The sequence below is a fragment of the Aerosakkonema sp. BLCC-F183 genome, from assembly GCF_041929145.1.
In the GTDB taxonomy this organism is placed as follows: Bacteria; Cyanobacteriota; Cyanobacteriia; order Cyanobacteriales; family Aerosakkonemataceae; genus Aerosakkonema.
The window spans coordinates 20,640-38,533 of sequence record NZ_JBHFNU010000112.1; the positions used below are offsets into that span (position 1 = coordinate 20,640).

At 46.4% G+C, this 17,894-nt stretch carries 13 protein-coding genes; 3 read left to right on the top strand and 10 right to left on the bottom strand.

Annotated features, from left to right (window positions below; genetic code table 11):
• Window positions 1-35: 35 nt before the first annotated feature.
• Together ACE1CD_RS32895 and prfC are read right to left on the bottom strand one after the other, a co-directional pair.
• Window positions 36-617, bottom strand: coding sequence for a hypothetical protein (locus tag ACE1CD_RS32895; RefSeq protein WP_374799086.1), 582 nt, complete (start codon window positions 615-617; stop codon window positions 36-38).
• 165 nt (window positions 618-782) lie between these two features.
• The gene (gene prfC, locus ACE1CD_RS32900) at window positions 783-2,411 is read right to left on the bottom strand and encodes a peptide chain release factor 3 (protein WP_374799184.1); all 1,629 of its coding nucleotides are present in this window, start codon (window positions 2,409-2,411) and stop codon (window positions 783-785) included.
• Between the two features lie 481 nt (window positions 2,412-2,892).
• Between prfC and ACE1CD_RS32905 the strand changes: the two genes are divergently transcribed.
• Complete coding sequence (locus ACE1CD_RS32905) at window positions 2,893-3,228, top strand: DUF4870 domain-containing protein (RefSeq protein ID WP_374799088.1); 336 nt, start codon at window positions 2,893-2,895, stop codon at window positions 3,226-3,228.
• Window positions 3,229-3,709: 481 nt separating this feature from the next.
• Here the strand turns inward: ACE1CD_RS32905 and ACE1CD_RS32910 are convergent, their stop codons facing one another.
• Window positions 3,710-4,132 carry a hypothetical protein gene (locus ACE1CD_RS32910; RefSeq protein ID WP_374799089.1) on the bottom strand — a complete coding sequence of 141 codons (423 nt, stop codon included), beginning with the start codon at window positions 4,130-4,132 and terminating at the stop codon, window positions 3,710-3,712.
• 294 nt (window positions 4,133-4,426) lie between these two features.
• Between ACE1CD_RS32910 and cruF the strand changes: the two genes are divergently transcribed.
• Both cruF and cruG read left to right on the top strand, forming a co-directional pair.
• Complete coding sequence (gene cruF / locus ACE1CD_RS32915; protein ID WP_374827434.1) at window positions 4,427-5,401, top strand: gamma-carotene 1'-hydroxylase CruF; 975 nt, start codon at window positions 4,427-4,429, stop codon at window positions 5,399-5,401.
• Window positions 5,398-6,633, top strand: coding sequence for a 2'-O-glycosyltransferase CruG (gene cruG, locus ACE1CD_RS32920; protein ID WP_374799093.1), 1,236 nt, complete (start codon window positions 5,398-5,400; stop codon window positions 6,631-6,633). The genes cruF and cruG overlap by 4 nt, the downstream gene beginning before the upstream one ends.
• A gap of 112 nt (window positions 6,634-6,745) precedes the next feature.
• Here cruG and rnhA read toward each other — a convergent pair whose 3' ends face one another.
• The 7 genes from rnhA to ACE1CD_RS32955 all read right to left on the bottom strand — a co-directional run bounded on the left by rnhA (window position 6,746) and on the right by ACE1CD_RS32955 (window position 17,592).
• On the bottom strand, window positions 6,746-7,600 hold the full coding sequence (gene rnhA, locus ACE1CD_RS32925; protein ID WP_374799095.1) for a ribonuclease HI: 855 nt from the start codon (window positions 7,598-7,600) through the stop codon (window positions 6,746-6,748).
• A 172-nt stretch (window positions 7,601-7,772) separates the two neighbouring features.
• A complete protein-coding gene (locus tag ACE1CD_RS32930; protein WP_374827435.1) occupies window positions 7,773-10,964 on the bottom strand; it encodes a CHAT domain-containing tetratricopeptide repeat protein in 3,192 nt (1,063 codons plus the stop codon).
• 141 nt (window positions 10,965-11,105) lie between these two features.
• Window positions 11,106-12,170 (bottom strand): galactokinase, encoded by a 1,065-nt coding sequence (gene galK, locus ACE1CD_RS32935; RefSeq protein ID WP_374827436.1) that lies wholly within the window; start codon window positions 12,168-12,170, stop codon window positions 11,106-11,108.
• Between the two features lie 82 nt (window positions 12,171-12,252).
• Window positions 12,253-13,314 carry a DUF6745 domain-containing protein gene (locus tag ACE1CD_RS32940; protein WP_374827437.1) on the bottom strand — a complete coding sequence of 354 codons (1,062 nt, stop codon included), beginning with the start codon at window positions 13,312-13,314 and terminating at the stop codon, window positions 12,253-12,255.
• A gap of 21 nt (window positions 13,315-13,335) precedes the next feature.
• Window positions 13,336-14,433, bottom strand: a complete 1,098-nt coding sequence (locus ACE1CD_RS32945; protein WP_374827438.1) for a M24 family metallopeptidase — start codon at window positions 14,431-14,433, stop codon at window positions 13,336-13,338.
• Window positions 14,434-14,540: 107 nt separating this feature from the next.
• The gene (gene galT / locus ACE1CD_RS32950) at window positions 14,541-15,641 is read right to left on the bottom strand and encodes a galactose-1-phosphate uridylyltransferase (protein WP_374799105.1); all 1,101 of its coding nucleotides are present in this window, start codon (window positions 15,639-15,641) and stop codon (window positions 14,541-14,543) included.
• Window positions 15,553-17,592 (bottom strand): glycoside hydrolase family 2 protein, encoded by a 2,040-nt coding sequence (locus ACE1CD_RS32955; RefSeq protein WP_374827439.1) that lies wholly within the window; start codon window positions 17,590-17,592, stop codon window positions 15,553-15,555. The genes galT and ACE1CD_RS32955 overlap by 89 nt, the downstream gene beginning before the upstream one ends.
• Window positions 17,593-17,894: the final 302 nt, after the last annotated feature.

Genomic DNA, 17,894 nt, shown 5'->3' on the forward strand with positions numbered 1-17,894 from the left:
CTCTTCCACAATAACCTACCCACTATTTACCTAAATCAAGTCATTGCTATTATTTTTCCTGTTAGTTTCTTAGTTAAGAACGCAGCACCTAGCAGTAACAATGGAATTGTACCCCCAGGTTCGGGAACAGACGAAATCGGAGGTTTGGGTAAGGAAAAATTATCTACCACAATGCCACCGGTGTATAAAGGAGAAACCGAACTGTAGGATTTTGCGTAAAATGACCCAGGTGAGCCACTACAATTCGTCAAGTTCAAAGAACATGAAATACTCAACTGCCACGAAACACCAGTAGAGAAAGAACCAAAATTCCAGGTATCGCTTGCAAAGAACCGCCAACCAATAGTTCGCTCAACAGCGAATTGGCTACTCATCCCAGTTATGCCTCCCACATTTATTCCCGAAGAAGAACCGGAGCCACCTTGATAGCCAAAGTTAACATTATCGATGCTGTCAGCAACTGTTAAACTGCCACGTTGAATGCCGGACAATAGGCCGGGAGGAACTGGATCGGTGAAGTGGAAATTAAAAGTCAGCGCCAAAGCAGGGGAGATGGTGGCTGTTTCTAGTGCAATTAATGTAGTAGCAGCCAGGAAGAATTTTTTGAGAGTAAGCATATATTTAGCCCCTTTGATTTAGAGGTAAGTGGGGCAAAATTGATGCAGGGATATCGGGGAAAATATTTTGCCCCAATCCTGTTGTAACTTACCTGGAAAAAGAGGATACCCAATCTTGTAATTAAAGAGAATTAACTTAACAAAATTAGGTTCTTCTATTCAAGGTCATAATGATTCCGGTTCCTGACCGGAAACTACTGGAGCCGAAGAATTTAGTTGTAATTCCGGGCGATCTGCCTGTACTTGTTGCAAATTCCATTCATTTTTAAACAAAAGTACTGGGCGTCCCCAACTATCTTTTACCGTTACGGTGTTGAAAAGGCGACCAACTTTTTCTAAAGCTTCCCAGCCACTGGCAACCCAGCGAGCGACCGTATAGGGTAACAAGTCCAAGTGAGTTTCCACTCCATATTCGTTGAGTAAGCGAAACTGCACTACTTCAAATTGCAGCTGTCCTACTGCTGCCAGAATAGGATCGCGCTTGGACTCATCGGCGGAGTACATGATTTGCACTGCTCCCTCTTCCCGCAGTTCGGAAACGCCTTTGCGGAATTGCTTAAATTTAGAAGGATTTGGGTTTTTCAAATAAGCAAACAATTCCGGTGAAAAGCAGGGTATGCCTTCGTACTCTAACTTTTGACCGATGTAAATAGTGTCGCCGATCGCAAATACTCCCGGATTATTCAAACCAATGACATCGCCGGGATACGCTTCTTCGATCGATTCCCTTTCTTGGGCAAACAGTTTCTGGGGTCTTGACAAACGCACCGTTTTGCCAGTTCGGACGTGATTGACGGTCATGTCTTTTTCAAACTTACCGGTACAAACGCGCACGAAAGCGACTCTATCTCGGTGTTTCGGGTCCATGTTAGCTTGCAGCTTGAACACGAATCCGGAAAAGTCGGGATATGTGGGGGGAATTTCGCCAATGCTACTGTTATGAGAACCGGGTTTGAGGGCGTAGTCCAAAAAGGAATTGAGAAATAGTTCTACCCCGAAGTTGGTCATAGCGCTACCGAAAAACAGGGGCGTCATTTTACCGCTGTGGACTTTCTCCAAATCCAATGCTGGCCCGACTACTTCTAAAACTTCTAAATCTTCTTTGAGTTGGTAATAGAGGTCTCGGTCTAATAATTTTTCCAGACGGGGGTCGCCCAGCTCGACGATCGTATCTTTTGCTTCGCGGCTACCGTGGGCGGTACGCTCGAATAGGTGAATCTGCCGCTTCTGCCGATCGAACACGCCTTTAAAGCGATCGCCCATACCGATCGGCCAATTGACAGCATAAGTCTGCAAACCCAATTCCCGCTCGATTTCATCCAGCAATTCCAAAGGTTCTCTTCCCGGACGATCGAGTTTGTTGATAAAAGTGAAGATGGGAAGATTTCGCATCCGACAAACTTCAAACAGCTTGCGGGTCTGCGGTTCCAAACCTTTAGCCGCATCGATCAGCATCACCGCATTATCCGCCGCCGCCAAAGTCCGATAGGTATCTTCGCTAAAATCTTGGTGTCCGGGCGTGTCTAGCAGGTTAATCTGACAACTGCGGTATTCAAACTGCAATACTGTCGAGGTAATGGAGATACCCCGCTGTTGCTCCATCTCCATCCAGTCAGAAGTTGCCTTCCGCTGCGCCCTTCGCGCTTTTACCGCACCTGCTTCGTGAATTGCTCCCCCGTACAGCAAGAGCTTTTCCGTCAGCGTAGTTTTACCCGCATCTGGGTGGGAAATAATCGCAAAGTTGCGCCGACGCTCAACTGCTGCTTGGAGTTCAATTTCAACTTCTGTGGTCATCATGGAGCTTGGTTGGGGAATCTTCATCTGACCATTTTGACATTCCCCGCAGGTTTCGTGGCACAGATTGTCGGGAAATCGGCGTTGACTGACCCTAATTGGTTTGCCTTGTGTACCAGATAGAGTTCAGACGTCAAGTTTTCTAAAAAGCTATATCAATGTTTCCGAATTCTTGGCCAATTCGTAACCTGCCAATCTCGTAAATTAGACTTGTTTGACTTGCGGATCTTGCTCTTCTAAAATCTACTGCGATCGCTATTGGCGCGATGGTAATATGCCATATTTTTCCCGTATCGTTACTCTACAGGATCGCAGCTTAAAAAAGATTTAACAAAATACAAACAGATGCGATCGCATAGCTAACCAACCGTCCTACCTCCCCCCACGTACAGTACGGAAATCTCCTCCGCCAGCGTGTGCGTTGGGTATGATAGCTTCATAAGGAAAGAATAAACCTGACTGGCTCTGAGGAGTTGGTTCTATGTATGACACTGACAAGCGAAAGATTTTATCAGCGTTATGTCACGGCTCGATATTTTTTAGCCTCGCGTTTGTCTCCGTTGGGATACCGATCGCGGTATTGTTCGTATCGGATGACCCAGTTGTGAAAGACAATGCCAAAGAAGCGCTGAATTTTCACTTCAACGTCTGGATTTACGGCATCATCTTTGGAGTCCTCACAATTGTATTGATCGGATTCCTATTACTAGGAATTTTGCAAATTGTCAACTTTGTTTTGCCAATCTTTGCAATTCTTCAGTGCCTGAGCGATCCGGAACAACCCTACCGCTACCCTTTTATTTTTCGGTTCCTGTAACTTAGCGCCAAAACTCCTGCTTGCGTCCCAGGCGGCTAACCGAGTAGTTAGTTTTGTAATGGACATCGGACTTACGCAATCAAACCGGGTTTATGACTCTGTTGTGCGTAAGTCCGATCGCATTTATAGCAACCAATGAGCGGTCAGCCAGAACATTCTTAACTCCCGATCTCCTCGATTCTAGAGCTTTCTTCCCCTAACCCCCAATCCCTAATCCCCAATCCCTAATCCCCAATCCCTAATCCCCAATCCCTAATCCCCAATCCCTAATCCCCAATCCCCAATCCCTAATCCCCAATCCCTAATCCCTAATCCCGACGCCCAAAAGACAAAATTGCCCCACGGCGATTAATGCTGTAGGGCAGAAGGACAGTTAAACGCTATCTACTTAGTAGTGTCCTCAAATACAGCATTAGAAGTCTCTGACTTTGTGCCGATTTATAGAGTGTCTATCTTGAGGTAAAGGCGAGAGAGCTTTGTTTTAGAGTCCGATCGCACTTAGGTAATGTGCTGCCCAACCCAGGCCAAAGCCAGCCAGCGAAACAAAAGATAAAACCCAAAATGCTTGCCAATCGGTAAAACGAGCCGTGAGCATATCCAACCTAGCCAAGAGTCCTGCGGCGAGTAAAACCAGAGTATGAGCAACAATGTGAATCCAGATGGCCAGCACGGTTGCGAAAAAAGCAATACTAATTATGAGAATAAAACCGCGAGTATCGGTACTGAAGGAATAGACAAGGGCCTTTCTGACGTTGGAAAACGGAGCGGCTAAAATTTCGGCTAGGAGTAAAATCAGAGCGATCGCTAACAGGAAAATATACCAGGGAGAAGCCGATAAAACCCAGCCCACGGTCATGTAGGCAACCAGGAGTATGGTTAGAGAGAGCCAGGGGATTTTTTTCACAAGCAACTTTTTTACAGAATAGCCGGTTTAGCTCGATTGGGGACTGAAACTAATTTATCTCTCCGTCCGGCTCCTATGCCCGATTTTTTGCTTGAGGGGGAGTGGGGGAGTGGGGGAGTGGGGGAGTGGGAGAGTGGGGGAAGGAGAACAAGAGGGAGGAGGGAAATAACTTTTGTAGGAAACTTTAGCAGAAAGGATATGACAGAAAAGCACTACTGGATAGGTTAACTTTTGTTAAACATTTGTAAACTATTAAGAAGCCCTTGCGATTGTAATCTATCTAAAGGAGTTTCTATGAAGCAACTGGTTCTGGCCGAGCGCTTCTGTCTGATCGGTCATATCGTGTCAATGGCTTTTGGACTGGCAGGACTGCTGTTAGTTTTACCAAATCCGGAATTAATTGTAAGTTTACCGGCTTATGGGCAGACTTTCTTCCAGTGGAGCATGGCTGGTGGTGGTGTAGTTTACATCGTTTTGGGAGCGGCAGCTGTGGCCATTTATGCTTACCGCACGCTGGGGTTGTGGCGTTGGCTAGCATTTATGGTTCCGTCTGTGTTTATTTCCTTGGGTAGCGAATTGCTGGGAACCAGTACGGGTTTTCCCTTCGGTCACTATGGGTATTTGAGCGGCTTGGGATATAAGGTAGCTGGCTTAGTTCCCGTGACGATACCGCTTTCGTGGTTTTATTTAGGTTTTGTTTCCTACTTACTCGCGAGAACGGGTTTAAATTCCGATCGCAAATCGAGTTGGCTGTATCAAGCCGGTGCAATTGCATTAGGAGCCCTGCTACTCACATCTTGGGACTTCGTGCTTGACCCCGCCATGAGTCAGACGATGGTTCCCTTCTGGCATTGGGAACAACCCGGTGCCTTCTTCGGGATGCCCTACCAAAACTTTGCCGGTTGGTTTGGAACGGGTGCAGTGTTCATGACCGTGGCAAGTATTTTGTGGAAAAAGATCTCCAACTCAACATCAGATGCAGTTGGACAGTTAACGCGATCGCAACTAAACCTACCCCTAACCGTTTATTTAGGTAACGTTGCCTTCGCAACGATAATGAGCTTGGCAGCTGGTATCTGGATACCCGTTGTATTGGGTTTGGTGGTAGGCGTCCTTCCTGCCGTCACCCTTTGGTGGGCAGCCAAACCAGCACCAGACAGCGCTGCTCTCAACCTAGCAGTGAATACGGCTGCTGCTAATTTATCTGCCAGCGAAGCCAGCCGGAAAGCTGAAGTTTCAGTTGCTTCTGCGGGGGTCGCTCCCAAGTGAGCTTTTGGTTGACAAACTTGTTTAGAGAAGAAATCTGGGGTGCAATTTCTCTGGGGTTGCTAATTATACAAGCGCCAGCAGTATTTATCTTACTCTCGCGCTTGCTCAAAGGCCCCAGTCGCCGTCCTCCCATAGAACCCCTCACCGCTACACCAGAACTTCTGGGTGCAGTCAGTGTTGTTATTCCCACCCTGAACGAGGCCAAACGCATTGGCCCCTGTCTGGCTGGTTTGACTCGCCAAGGCTACGAAGTGAGGGAAATTACGATCGTGGACAGCCATTCCCAGGACGGTACTCCCGATTTGGTGAAAGCTTCCCAGCAAAAAGACCCGCGATTTCGCTTAATTAACGATGACCCCTTACCTGATGGCTGGGTGGGGCGTCCTTGGGCATTGCATACGGGTTTTCTGCACACTTCCCAGCAAAGCGAATGGGTTTTGGGTATCGATGCGGATACCCAGCCCAGTCCTGGCTTAGTTGCCAGTTTGGTCAAAACTGCACAAGCCGAAGGATACGATTTAGTTTCCCTTTCGCCTCGGTTTATGCTGGAGTATCCGGGGGAATGGTGGCTGCAACCGGCCCTACTGATGACGCTGCTGTATCGCTTTGACCCGGCTGGTACGCCTCACCAGTCGCCAGAACGGGTCATGGCAAACGGTCAGTGTTTTCTGTGCCGTCGATCGGTTTTGGAGAATGTGGGAGGTTACACCAGCGCCCGCAGTTCTTTCTGCGATGATGTCACCTTAGCCCGTTATGTTGCTTCGCAGGGATATCGGGTGGGTTTTCTGGACGGTGCGAAGGTGTTGAAGGTGCGGATGTATGAGGGTGCAGCTCAAACTTGGAAAGAGTGGGGGCGAAGTCTCGACCTCAAAGATGCTGCTTCGAGTTCTCAGCAGTTGGGAGATCTTTGGTTGCTGTTTGGTCTCCAAGGTCTACCTCTGCCGATCGTACTCTGTTATCTCTTGTTCTCTCCCCCTCTCTCCTTCTCTCCATCTTTCCTTTTGCTGGGACTGAATCTATTTCTGCTGGCGATTCGGTTTGCGTTATTGTTGGCGATCGCACCTTCTTATGAAGGTAAAAGTAAAAAAGAAAAAGGTAATATTTTACCTTTTTACTTTTACCTTTCTCCCCTGGCAGATCCCTTGGCTTTTGTACGAATTTTGCTCTCGTCTATCCAGACACCTACTCAGTGGCGAGGACGGCAATACAGTCAAGTTAAGCGATCGAGCTAACGATCGGACATATTCTCGTGATCTACTTTGGACTTTTGGGCAGTATAACCGCTGCCCCTTTTTTTTCGCTTGTGTGCCTTTCAATTTGCCATCTGAAATTTAAAATTTGCAATTAATCCACTCGTTCTAATTGCCAGAGGATTTGATTGCCTTCTCGCCGCACCCGCGAGACAACCCAATTACGCCAAACCCAATTATCCCCCCGACTTGTAACTGCACTCGTGTGTATATCCATCAAGTCTGCTAGTTCGGAACTGGTAATCAGGTAGCCTTTAGTAGCAATGTCATCGGCGATGGTTAAAGTTTCTATGAGATTGCGGAGTTGAGTAACTCTAACTTCTCCGGATAAATTATGATTTGTTTCCGTAGCGGAATTAGTGGTGGATTCTGTCATAGCCAAGTCGGTAACGAGAAGGTCAGAGGATACATCACTGGATTGTAACTTTTCGTAACCAGAACCGTTTGTAGCCTCTGAACCAAATGCTTCTGATAGGGCTGGCTGTTTGAGTGTGGGAATTCTACCATTAGCAAAGGCGCGAGCGATCGTATCGCATCGTTCGTTGCCAATATCACCCGCATGACCCCGCACATACTGCCAGTCTACCTGTTTGGAATTAAGTGTATCGAGATGTTCCCACAAATCTTGGTTGAGGACGGCTTTACCTTCTGAGGTTTTCCAACCTTTCTTTTTCCAGCCTTTTATCCATTGGGTTATTCCCTTCTTGAGGTATTCGCTATCGGTGTAGATAGTGACTGGTTGGCTTTGTCCCGTCGCAGCTAGAAGTTTGAGCGCTTGGATGGCTGCTTGCATTTCCATCCGATTGTTGGTAGTTTGGGCTTCACCGCCGCCCATTTCGTAAACGGAGCCATCCTGGAAGTAGACTACCACACCCCAGCCACCAGGGCCAGGATTGCCGCTACAAGCTCCATCTGTATATAATTTTTCGATTGTACGCAAAGAAAGCATTATATCGTGTCTGGTTGTTTTTTTAGGGGTTAGGGGTTAGGGGTTAGGGGTTAGGGGCAGGGGGGCAGGGGGGCAGGGGGGCAGGGGGGCAGGGGGGCAGGGGAGCGGAAGAATTAATATTTTCCTTTTCCCCTTTTCTTTTTGACTTTTGACTTTTGACTTTCCCGACGCCCTAGTATCTGCCCGTAATGATAAAACCAGCCCAATAGTAAGGATGGGCGTATGGGGGTTGGGGTGAATTTATTTTATCTGGGTTTCCTTCCAAAAACATCGCTTGAAATCTTAAGTATTCGCTAACTCCTGGCGCGTATTCATACAGTTGGGCGCTCAGGTTTTTATACATTTGGGCAAGTTCGGCGTAAGTGACAGTTCGCAACCACTGTTGGGCTTGTTTGAGGGCTTCGGCGGGTGGAATGTTAGCTTGTAGGTGTCGGTAGAATTCGATCGCCAACAAAGCGCTGGAATCTTCTGGTGTTGTCCACAAGGTACTGACTACATGAGACACACCTTGTCTGACAAGACCGCTCACCAGTCCGACATATTCTGTGACGATCGTTTGGTTACGAGCGATCGCAGTTTCGGAAGCAGAAAGGTACGCAACGCGATAACTACTTAAAGGTAGTTGACAAATTTCTTCTAATGTGAATTTGTCTTGTCCGGATAGGAACAAAGCGGAATGTTTCGGCTGCGAGAAATTATCGCTGGCGTGACCGGTGAAGTGAAAAATATCCTGTTGACTTGACAAAGCAGCTATTACCTGTTCTTTTGTGGCGTTGGTATCGGTAAAGCGCGTCGGATTGTCGAACATTTGGGTAATCGCAGATGCTTCTATTTCCGCATAAAGCAGCGATGATAAACCGTCAGGATTGAGAGATTCCACACTCAGCAGACGCGATGCCTTATTTATTTCTAGATTGTCTGAATTTTGTAAGTTTAAACCGATTTGGGCGCTGGGTAAATAGGTGATGGTGAAGTTATCTGGAAATAGGTAATGCAGCGGAAATCGGTACAAGTCGCGGTGAGGGATGAGGATTAGTTGTGTGATGTCGTTGAGTTCTTCGATAACATCTGAAATATCGATAATGTTACCGAGATGAGCTAGCTTTGCCTCTAACTCTTGTCGCCAAGTGTAATTTTTTTTCTCGGCGTCGCGCTGATATTCTTGATATTGTTTCTGCCAATCTTTTATCCAGTTTTCCAATTCTACCACACGAATGGGAAAGTTTGTTGCTTCGCCCACTGGGTTTTCTTTCAAAACGATCGGTTCTGGCGCGTTGTGTTTCAGGATAAAAGTAGTGAGTGCGGATGGACTCAGATGCCAGTAAATTATTGCCGTTCTGGGATTCAGCAGTTTTTGGATCTCAAGCCAATTTGGTGATGCAATATCATCTTTCCAGTTATCCAAAAGCCAAGTTAAGCAAGCGTTTTTGTGTTTTTCTGCCAGTTCTAATGCTGGCACGAATTGACCGGATTGAACTGCTAAATCTACTGTTAATTGTTGAAAGGGTACAAATTGGAGAGCGCGTTGTTTTTTATTAGTTTCAGAAGGCTTTGGATCTTTGAGCAAGCGACGCCACAAATCCGAACCGCGCCGTTTTAATTCTGCGGCTTCTGCTGTTTCTCCCAAACCTAAAAGTGCTTTGAAAAGGTTTTGTAAAACCTCCAGATGAAATTCAGGAAATGCCGATTCTGTAAGCGTTTTGAGCGCTTCTTGATATTCGGCGACGGCTTTGCGCCAATATTCGCGAGGCTTGGAATCGACACGACCTCGATCGTATTGTGCAATTCCCATAAATAAATGCAATTTTCCCCAACCTTCTGGTTGATTATTTTGGGAAACATACTGCAAAGCTTCTTGATAGCTTGCTATTTGTCCGTCATATCCGCGCTGATTTAAAGATGGGTTTTGTTTGGCGATCGCACTCATGGAAGCAAGCAGAGGATCGTGGTTAACTGAAGTTGCGACCGCATTACCTCGGTTAATCCAAGTTTGATAAAGGTCTGGCTTAATGGCAAGGGTACGATCGAAACTGGCGATCGCTTCCTCATAGCGTCCTAAATCCTTCAAAACAATGCCTCGGTTGTTCCAGCTTTCGTAGTAATCGTGTTTGATTTCAATAGCGCGATCGTAACTGGCGATCGCTTCTTCTAATCTTCCTAAATTGGACAAGACGATGGCTCGATTGTACCAAACTTCGTGGAGGTCAGGTTTGATGACAATAGCGCGATCGTAACTGGCGATCGCATCTTCATATCTTCCTATGCTAAACAGGGAAAAGCCTCGGCTGTACCAAACTTCGTACTGGTCAGGTTTAATTTCAATAGCGCGATCGAAACTGGCGATCGCTTCTTCTAATCTTCCTAATTCAAACAGCGCCAATCCTCTATTGTACCAAGTTTCGTGACGATCTGGTTTGATTGCCACAGCGCGAGCGAAACTAGCTAGCGCCTCTTGATATCTTCCTAAATACCTTTGTGCTTCACCGCGATTGTGCCAAGCTTCGTAGTTGTCGGATTTTATTTCAACAACGCGATCGAAACTGGCAATCGCGCCTGCAAAATCGCTCGATCGCAATTCGTGAAGACCTTGGTTAAACCAAAATTCTGCATCTTCATCTGCATCTGCATTTGCATCTTCATCTGCATCTTCTACATTATTATCTGTAGTCGATTGACCTTCCACGCTGCCATGATTAATCATCGCCTCAATAATGGCTTGGGGGTCGGCTGACGGAACATCAAAAATTTCCGCCATTTGCGCTGCTAAATTCGCATCCTCCTGCAAAAGCTGCCATAAGCGATCGATCGTAATTGGTTGGTTTTCATCCCAAGTTTCATCCTCTCCATTAACGGGAAAGAAAGAAACCGGATTCTCTGCAACTGGAAACGCAGGATCGGGATTTATTTGCATTTGCTGTAGCGGTTGTTGGATATCTAAACGTTCCAACAAATTGCTACCAATTTCACCGGCGACTTCTCCCAATTCGCCACAACCAATATCTGCCAACTGAAGCATCCGGATTGCCAATTCCTGATTGCTTGCGGGTGACAATAACAATCTTTCACCGAAACCGCGCAACCATGTCACCCATTGTTCTTCAGTCGTGCGTCCTTCCAAGTCTGCCACAAATTTGAGTACTCGTTGCTGCTGCCAACCGTGCGATACTCCTTCCAGCAACTGCATAAACAAAAATTCGTAATCGGCATTTTCGAGAGGTTTAGGCGCTTCTAGCTGCCTCTGTTCCGCTGCTGAGGACAGATACGATCGTTTTCCAGACGCTGTTCGATATCGCTGGGTGGGAGTTCCCCATCCAAACAAACGCCGAAAGAACCGAACGATTTTCTGCCAAATTCGCCTAAACATCTACCACCCTCTTGAATTGCGTTGTGCGACTTAGATCGAGTTGCAGCTCGTTTGGGTAACTTTCTTTCCCCCACTCTCCCGCTCCCCCGCTCTCCCGCTCTTTCCTCTAAATTACACTTTTGACTGCAACTGTGTATTAAGTCACGCTGGGACTAAAATCTGTCCGGTGTAACGTTTTTGATTGTAGCTTTCGACGATGTTTTGCGCGATCGCACTAGCCTTTCCACTTTCCACCAAAGCGACGCAAGCACCCCCAAAACCAGCACCAGTAAGGCGTGCGCCGAATACACCAGGAGTTTCTTGCAGCATCGCTACCAAGGTATCGAGTGCGGGAACGGAAACTTCGTAGTCGTCGCGCAGACTGGCGTGAGAAGCATTCATCAATTCGCCAAAACGTTTCGCAGATACGCCTTGGATTGCTTCCAAAACTCTGTTATCTTCGGTGACGACGTGACGTGCGCGACGCCGCAAAGGTTCGGGTAATACTTCCACTGCTTGCGGGTCGGTAATATCTCTGAGTGCTTTTACTCCCAATTGTCGCGCCGCTTCTTCGCATTCCGCACGCCTTTGGTTGTAACCGCTTGCTGCTAAAGTACGAGGTACGCCGCTATCGATGACGACAATTTCTGCGCCTGTGGGGAAAGGAAGAATTTGGCGATCGAGCGTGCGCGTATCTAAAAATAGCATATGTTCGCTATCGGCTAGACTCGAAGCCATTTGATCCATAATGCCGCAATTGACACCCGCATAATGAATTTCTGCCTGCTGTGAGATTTCCGCAATGCGAACATCATCAAGCGGAAGATTCAGCAGTAATTTTATTCCCCGCAGCGTGCTAACTTCCAACGCCGCACTACTGGACAAACCCGAACCCATCGGTACGGAAGAAGTGACGTAAAGATGCAGCGGCGGTATTTTATATCCTTCTTTTTCTAACAGTTGGATACAACCAAAAATATAGCTGGCGAACCCTGAAGGCGTAGGAGCGCTGTTGTCAACGCTGATTTTTTCGTCCAATTCTGCCGAATAAAAATGATGTCGATCGTCATTACTGAAACCCAACTGCACCGTAGTTTTTTGGGGAATAGCAGTAGGTAGCACAAACCCATCATTGTAATCCGTGTGTTCGCCGAGTAAATTGACTCGACCGGGTGCGCTAACTTCTATTTCTGGTGCTTTACCGAAAATTTCTTGGAAATTTTTCATATTTTTCTGATACTTGAGTCAAACTAGATTTAATCTGCGTTCATCTGCGTTCATCTGCATTCATCTGCGGTAAAAAAAATCTTCATGTCTGCACCCCAAATTCTTCAGTATCGACACCCCAATTCACCCAGCGAATTGCCTCCCGCGCTGACTTTAGATCGGGAGGTACTCGCAAAACATGAATGTGTCCCGTGCTTGGGCAAATCATCTTTAACATATAAATAGGTTCGATATCAACATCAGTATTAATTTTTAACAACCTGTATTCTCGAAACGAATCTAACTCAGTTGCACCTAATTCAGAAGCAATCTTTTCGTACCCAATTGCCTGAATTAGCACTCGTCTTAATTCGGCATTTTCTTCTTTTAAAAGCCATGAAGCTGGCCAATAATTTGGAGGAATATTGCCATATTTCTTAGGCAATGTTACCCCATGATAGGCGTAGAGGCTGTATCCGTCGGCAAATTGGATGGCGGGTGCGCCTTCTGCGTGGAGGCGTTGTTGGTTATCGAAGGAGAGAATGCGAGGGCGATCGCAGATTATACAAGTATTGTCGCAAGGAACGAAACAACCACAATTTTTTGAAATTGACTGAAAGATTTCCCATATCATTTTATCATAAACGCAATTTAAAACAGAAATACCAAATTCATATAATGCTCCACCACATCCCCAAACTTCCCATATGTTAGCTTCTATAAAATCAATTTCTAAATTTGGTTCATTGTGAATTTGCTGGAATAGGGGATTGTAGAATTGGAATTCTAGTATTTGCTCAAGTTGTTCTTCTAGTTCACTCCATATACTCCTTCCTAATTCTTCTTCAATTTGATTCGTTATTTGTTTATATAGATATCTGACAAATTGGTAATATAGTCGCTCGGCATTTTTTTCAATCGAACTATTTTCTAATTGTTCCTCAAAGTATTGTATGACCGTGTTCAAAGCTGCTTTTGGACTTTCGTAAAAAATAAATTTAGGCTCTGGTAAGCCAATTAATTTATAAGCTTGTTTTACTGCTTCAGCAGCTTTTTCTCTATCGATAGGCTCAGTTGAAAGCGCAATTTTTCTCCATTTATCCCGATAAACAGGAATCAAAGCTTCTTGCTCTGGAGTCAACTTTTCAATCTTTTTCTGAGACATTTCCACAGAAATACTCAATTTTCAACGACTTAAAGGCACAGGTCGCAATCTGCCTTCCACTTCCACAGTAGGCCAATTCGGATCTAAAGTCAAATTTTCCAACTTTCCATCCTCAATAATGACAAAAGTATCCTCAATTTTCGCTCCCGGTAAACTGGGATTCCAAGCAACAGCCGTGTTATTTTCTAAAGTATCCACAGTTGTGGGATTCGCGACAATTTCTCGCGCTAAATATCCCGTCGTTCCTCCCTGGTGATGTTCGCGAATGGCATTTGGAAAACCGTGCTTTTGATAAGCATTTGCTAACACATCGTAAACCGCATTTAGAGATATCCCAGGTTTGCATAAATTCAACGCTTCCGCTTCAATTTCCCGGACATGGCGATGCAATTCGGCGCGTTCATCTGCAAGCGAACCAAAAACAACAAATCGAGTTAAATTCGCATATAAACCATACCTTCTCGCGCAAAATACCAACATCGCTTGCTGTCCTATTTTTTCCCCAGAAGCGGTAGCATGACGGTAAAGCGGTAAACGCCTTTCGCCAGCAACTAAAGTCAGCGCTGGATGTATCCCCCTCGCCCATAATGCTTCTGCACCCGCTCCCGCGAGTTGGTATTCTGTCCAAGTAGGCTGGGCGGCTTTTAGTACTTCTGTCATCGCTTCGCTAGCCAAACGCCCGACTTCGCGATATCGTTCTAATTCGCTTGACATCATTACTCGTTTGTGCTGTTGGAGAGATGCGGGTAATCGTTTTTCAATGTGAGGAATAGGTCGATCGCTTAACACTTTCCCCCCATTTGTGGCATCGCGCACGAACTTTTCACGCGCTTCTGCATCTGCCCAAGGGTTGATATTAAACTGGAAATTTGCGGGTATTTCTTCATCTTTGAATCGCTGGGCTTCGATTTCATCAGTTAATATCCAGGCATTTTCGGCTGTCACCAAAACTTCTGCAACTCCGGTTTCAGCGGTAAGCAATACGGTGTTGTCACCTCCGGCGGTAGCCCAAGCAAACCAATCTGTACCGCGCAAACGTACACCGATTGCTTCGTTTTCGGTAAGGGTGTTTCGGATTAATTCGAGTTTCTGGGCGACTTCTTCGTTGTGTTGATTCATAGTAAATTCTTTAAAAAAGTTGTAGGTTGGGTTGAGGAACGAAACCCAACACATAAGTTTAGATTTGTTGGGTTTCGCTATTGCTCAACCCAACCTACGAAATGTCTTCATACCTGTACTGGCATTTCCAAGTTTACAACAACTGCCTGTAACTCCTTGGCTTTTTCTTCCGGAAGCGCATCGTTAGCAAACATTCCGGCTGCTAATTCGGTGCCGGCGAGATATTTCAAACGGTCTTTTGTGCGATAGGGTGGGAAAAATTCGGCGTGTAAATGCGCTTCTGGATGCAGTTTTCCGTCTGTGGGTGCTTGGAACCAAGCCATTAAGTAAGGGAAAGGACGATTCCACAAGCCATCGTATTTAAGAGTAACTGTTTTTAATGCTCTCGCTAATGCCTTTCGCTGTTCGTTTGTGAGATCGAGAAATGTCGCGACTGGCTGAATTGGGGCTAGCCAAATTTCGTAGGGATAACGCGCACAAACGGGGACAAATGCAACGGCGTATTCATCTAAATAAATAATCCGTTGCTTATCCGCAATTTCCTTTTGAATCAAATTTTGCAACAATCCCTGCTGATGTTTTTGATAGTAAGCTTGTTGCTGTGCCAACATTCGGGCGGGAACGGGGGGAACGAAGGGATAGGCGTAAATTTGCCCGTGGGGATGGTGCAGGGTAACGCCAACTTCCACACCCTTATTTTCAAATGGCAGAACGTATTGAATGTGAGGATTTTCGCCGATCTTGCGCGTGCGATCGCCCCACACTTGCAACAATAACTCTAAATGATCCAATTCCAAAGCAGCAAGAGAGGCGTGCGGGTCTTGAGTAAAGACTACAACTTCGCACGCCCCATTAGCGGGAACGGTTTCGACAATGTTCGCAGGCGCATCGTGCGCTGTCACAGTCATCGACGGAAAACGATTGTCGAATACCGCTACATCATATTTCCCTTCTGGTAGTTCGGTGGGAAAGTGCGGATCTTTTGTCGGTGCTAACGGGTTATATTCTGGGGGCGGCATAAAAGTCCGCCCCTGACGGTGACTCGCATAAGCCACCCACTCGCCCCGCAAGGGATGCCAGCGCAAGTGGGGGTTAGCGGCGACAGGTTCGTTACTGGGACTAGGAGGAGTAATTCCCTCCGCAATTGGGTATCGGCTGTACAGAGTCAGTTTGCGACCGTCCGGTTTCCATAGCTCCTGGGAATACATTCTTTTGCGCCCATGCAGCTTTCACTGCTGCGAGCATAGCGTCTTCCTCGTCGTTATCACCCCTGCCTAGAGTCGCAGATGCGATCGCTTCTAGCGGAAATTTCGGTGTACGGTCAGCATACAACAGCCCATTCGCTTCTTGGAAGGTATCCGTTAACTGGGTATAACAAAAACCGCTGAACAGTTCGACTTTGTTAACTACATTTAGTAGCGCCGTATACCTGATTTGCAGTTCCGAGACATCCTCAATGCGGATGTATCCCCAAGCTTTGCGATCCTCCCTTCCCGCATAAGCAATACCGCCAAACTCGGTTAACATGATCGGTTGTCCTTGATGGGGATAGCCATCCAGGGTGAGGACGCGACCGCCGGGACGTTGGCGATCGAACAAATCTGATAACTTAACTTCTGGCCCATACCGCTTGGCCAATCGAGTCGGTTTATTATCGTAATCGTGAATAGCCAGAATATCCGTCGCCGCACTTTCCCATCCGTCGTTACCCACAACTGGGCGAGTCGGGTCTAGGGTTTTGGTTAAGTGGTAAAGTGCTTGTACCAAATGGCGATGCGCTTCGGTTGCGGTTAAGTCGGGAACGCCCCAAGATTCGTTGAAAGGCACCCAAACGACAATACAAGGATGGGAAGCATCGCGTTCGATTACCTCAGTCCACTCTTTAGTCAGGCGTTCTACTGCTTTCGGCGTAAACCGATAGGCGGAAGGCATTTCTTCCCAAACCATCAATCCCAGCACATCTGCCCAATACAAGAAACGGGGGTCTTCAATTTTCTGATGTTTGCGAACGCCGTTGAAACCCATCGCTTTGACTAACTCCACATCCCGCCGCAATGCTTCATCGGAGGGTGCGGTCATTAAGGTATCCGGCCAATATCCTTGATCTAGAACTAAGCGCAGGTAGTAAGGGCGTCCGTTCAACATAAAGCGATCGCGCTGTGTTCCCACCGTCCGCATTGCTGTATAAGATTTTACCTCATCCACCAATTCGCCGTCAGACCACAACTCTACTTCCGCATTGATTAAAGTCGGTTTTTCCGGACTCCACAGCAATTCGTTGCGGTAATCATCGATACCCGGGTCGGAAAGAGCAATGCGGCGGTGAATTTCTCCATTGATGACTTCGTAAGTATCGTTGACCAAGAGAGTGCAACCAACAGATAGTTTCACCTTTACTTGGATACCATCGCGCTTTTCCCCAGAAACGAACGCTTCAAAGCCAATTTCCCACCGTTCAAAATGCGGCGTCCAGCGAATGCGATCGATATAAGTAGAAGGAACAATTTCTGCCCAAACTGTTTGCCAAATCCCACTTGTACGCGGATACCAAATACTGTGAGCTTCCAGTTGCCAATCTTGTTTACCGCGAGGTTTGGCTAAATCTTGCGGGTCATCTTCTGCCCAAACAGTAACCCGTTGCAGCCCGTTTTCGTTCAATACAGGTGTAATATCAATACTGAATGGGGTATGTCCGCCTTCGTGGTCAGCCATTAATTGACCGTTAACCCACACGCGGGCGCGATAATCTACTGCCCCGAAATGCAGTAGCACCCTTTTCGATTTTAAATTTTCGATTTTAGATTTTGCATTAAGAAAATGGGAATCGGTAGAATTTTCCATTCCCAATTCGCCATTTAAGTCAAGTTCGCATTCATACCAGCAATTAGGATGAAAACCTGTATCGCCAATGCCGCTTTTAATTGATTCTGGAGCGAAAGGCACTTGAATGGTATATGTCCATTCGGAAATATCGCTCGGTTGAGTATATTTGCCGTCATCGTCAAATGTAAATTTCCACGAGCCGTTGAGACAAATCCAATGCGATCGCTGCAATTGCGGTCGAGGATAAGCTCTTTCGCCTTGATAAAAATCAGAGCTTCTACCGCTCTTGCTTGGCCCATTATAGCAATTTTCCAGCCACTTCCCTAAAGAGTACATACAGTCATCTACCAGAGGTTATATATCTAGACTACCCACAACTAGCAAACTATTAACTCTTAGTTGTAACTTTTCTTAAGAAAACTTTAAAACTTGGCTCTGCTTCGATTTGCGGGAAGTTGAGTTTTAACTAATAGTTGAGTCTGCTTACTGTAGCGTCCTCTTTAAAATCCTCTACTGGCGACTTAAAACCCGGTAAAAACACAAAAACCCGCTGCAAACCAGTCAGTTATAACACAATCATGACCTGGAAAGCGGCTGGATTCTATCGAAATTTACACCCAATATATTGAATGCTTATG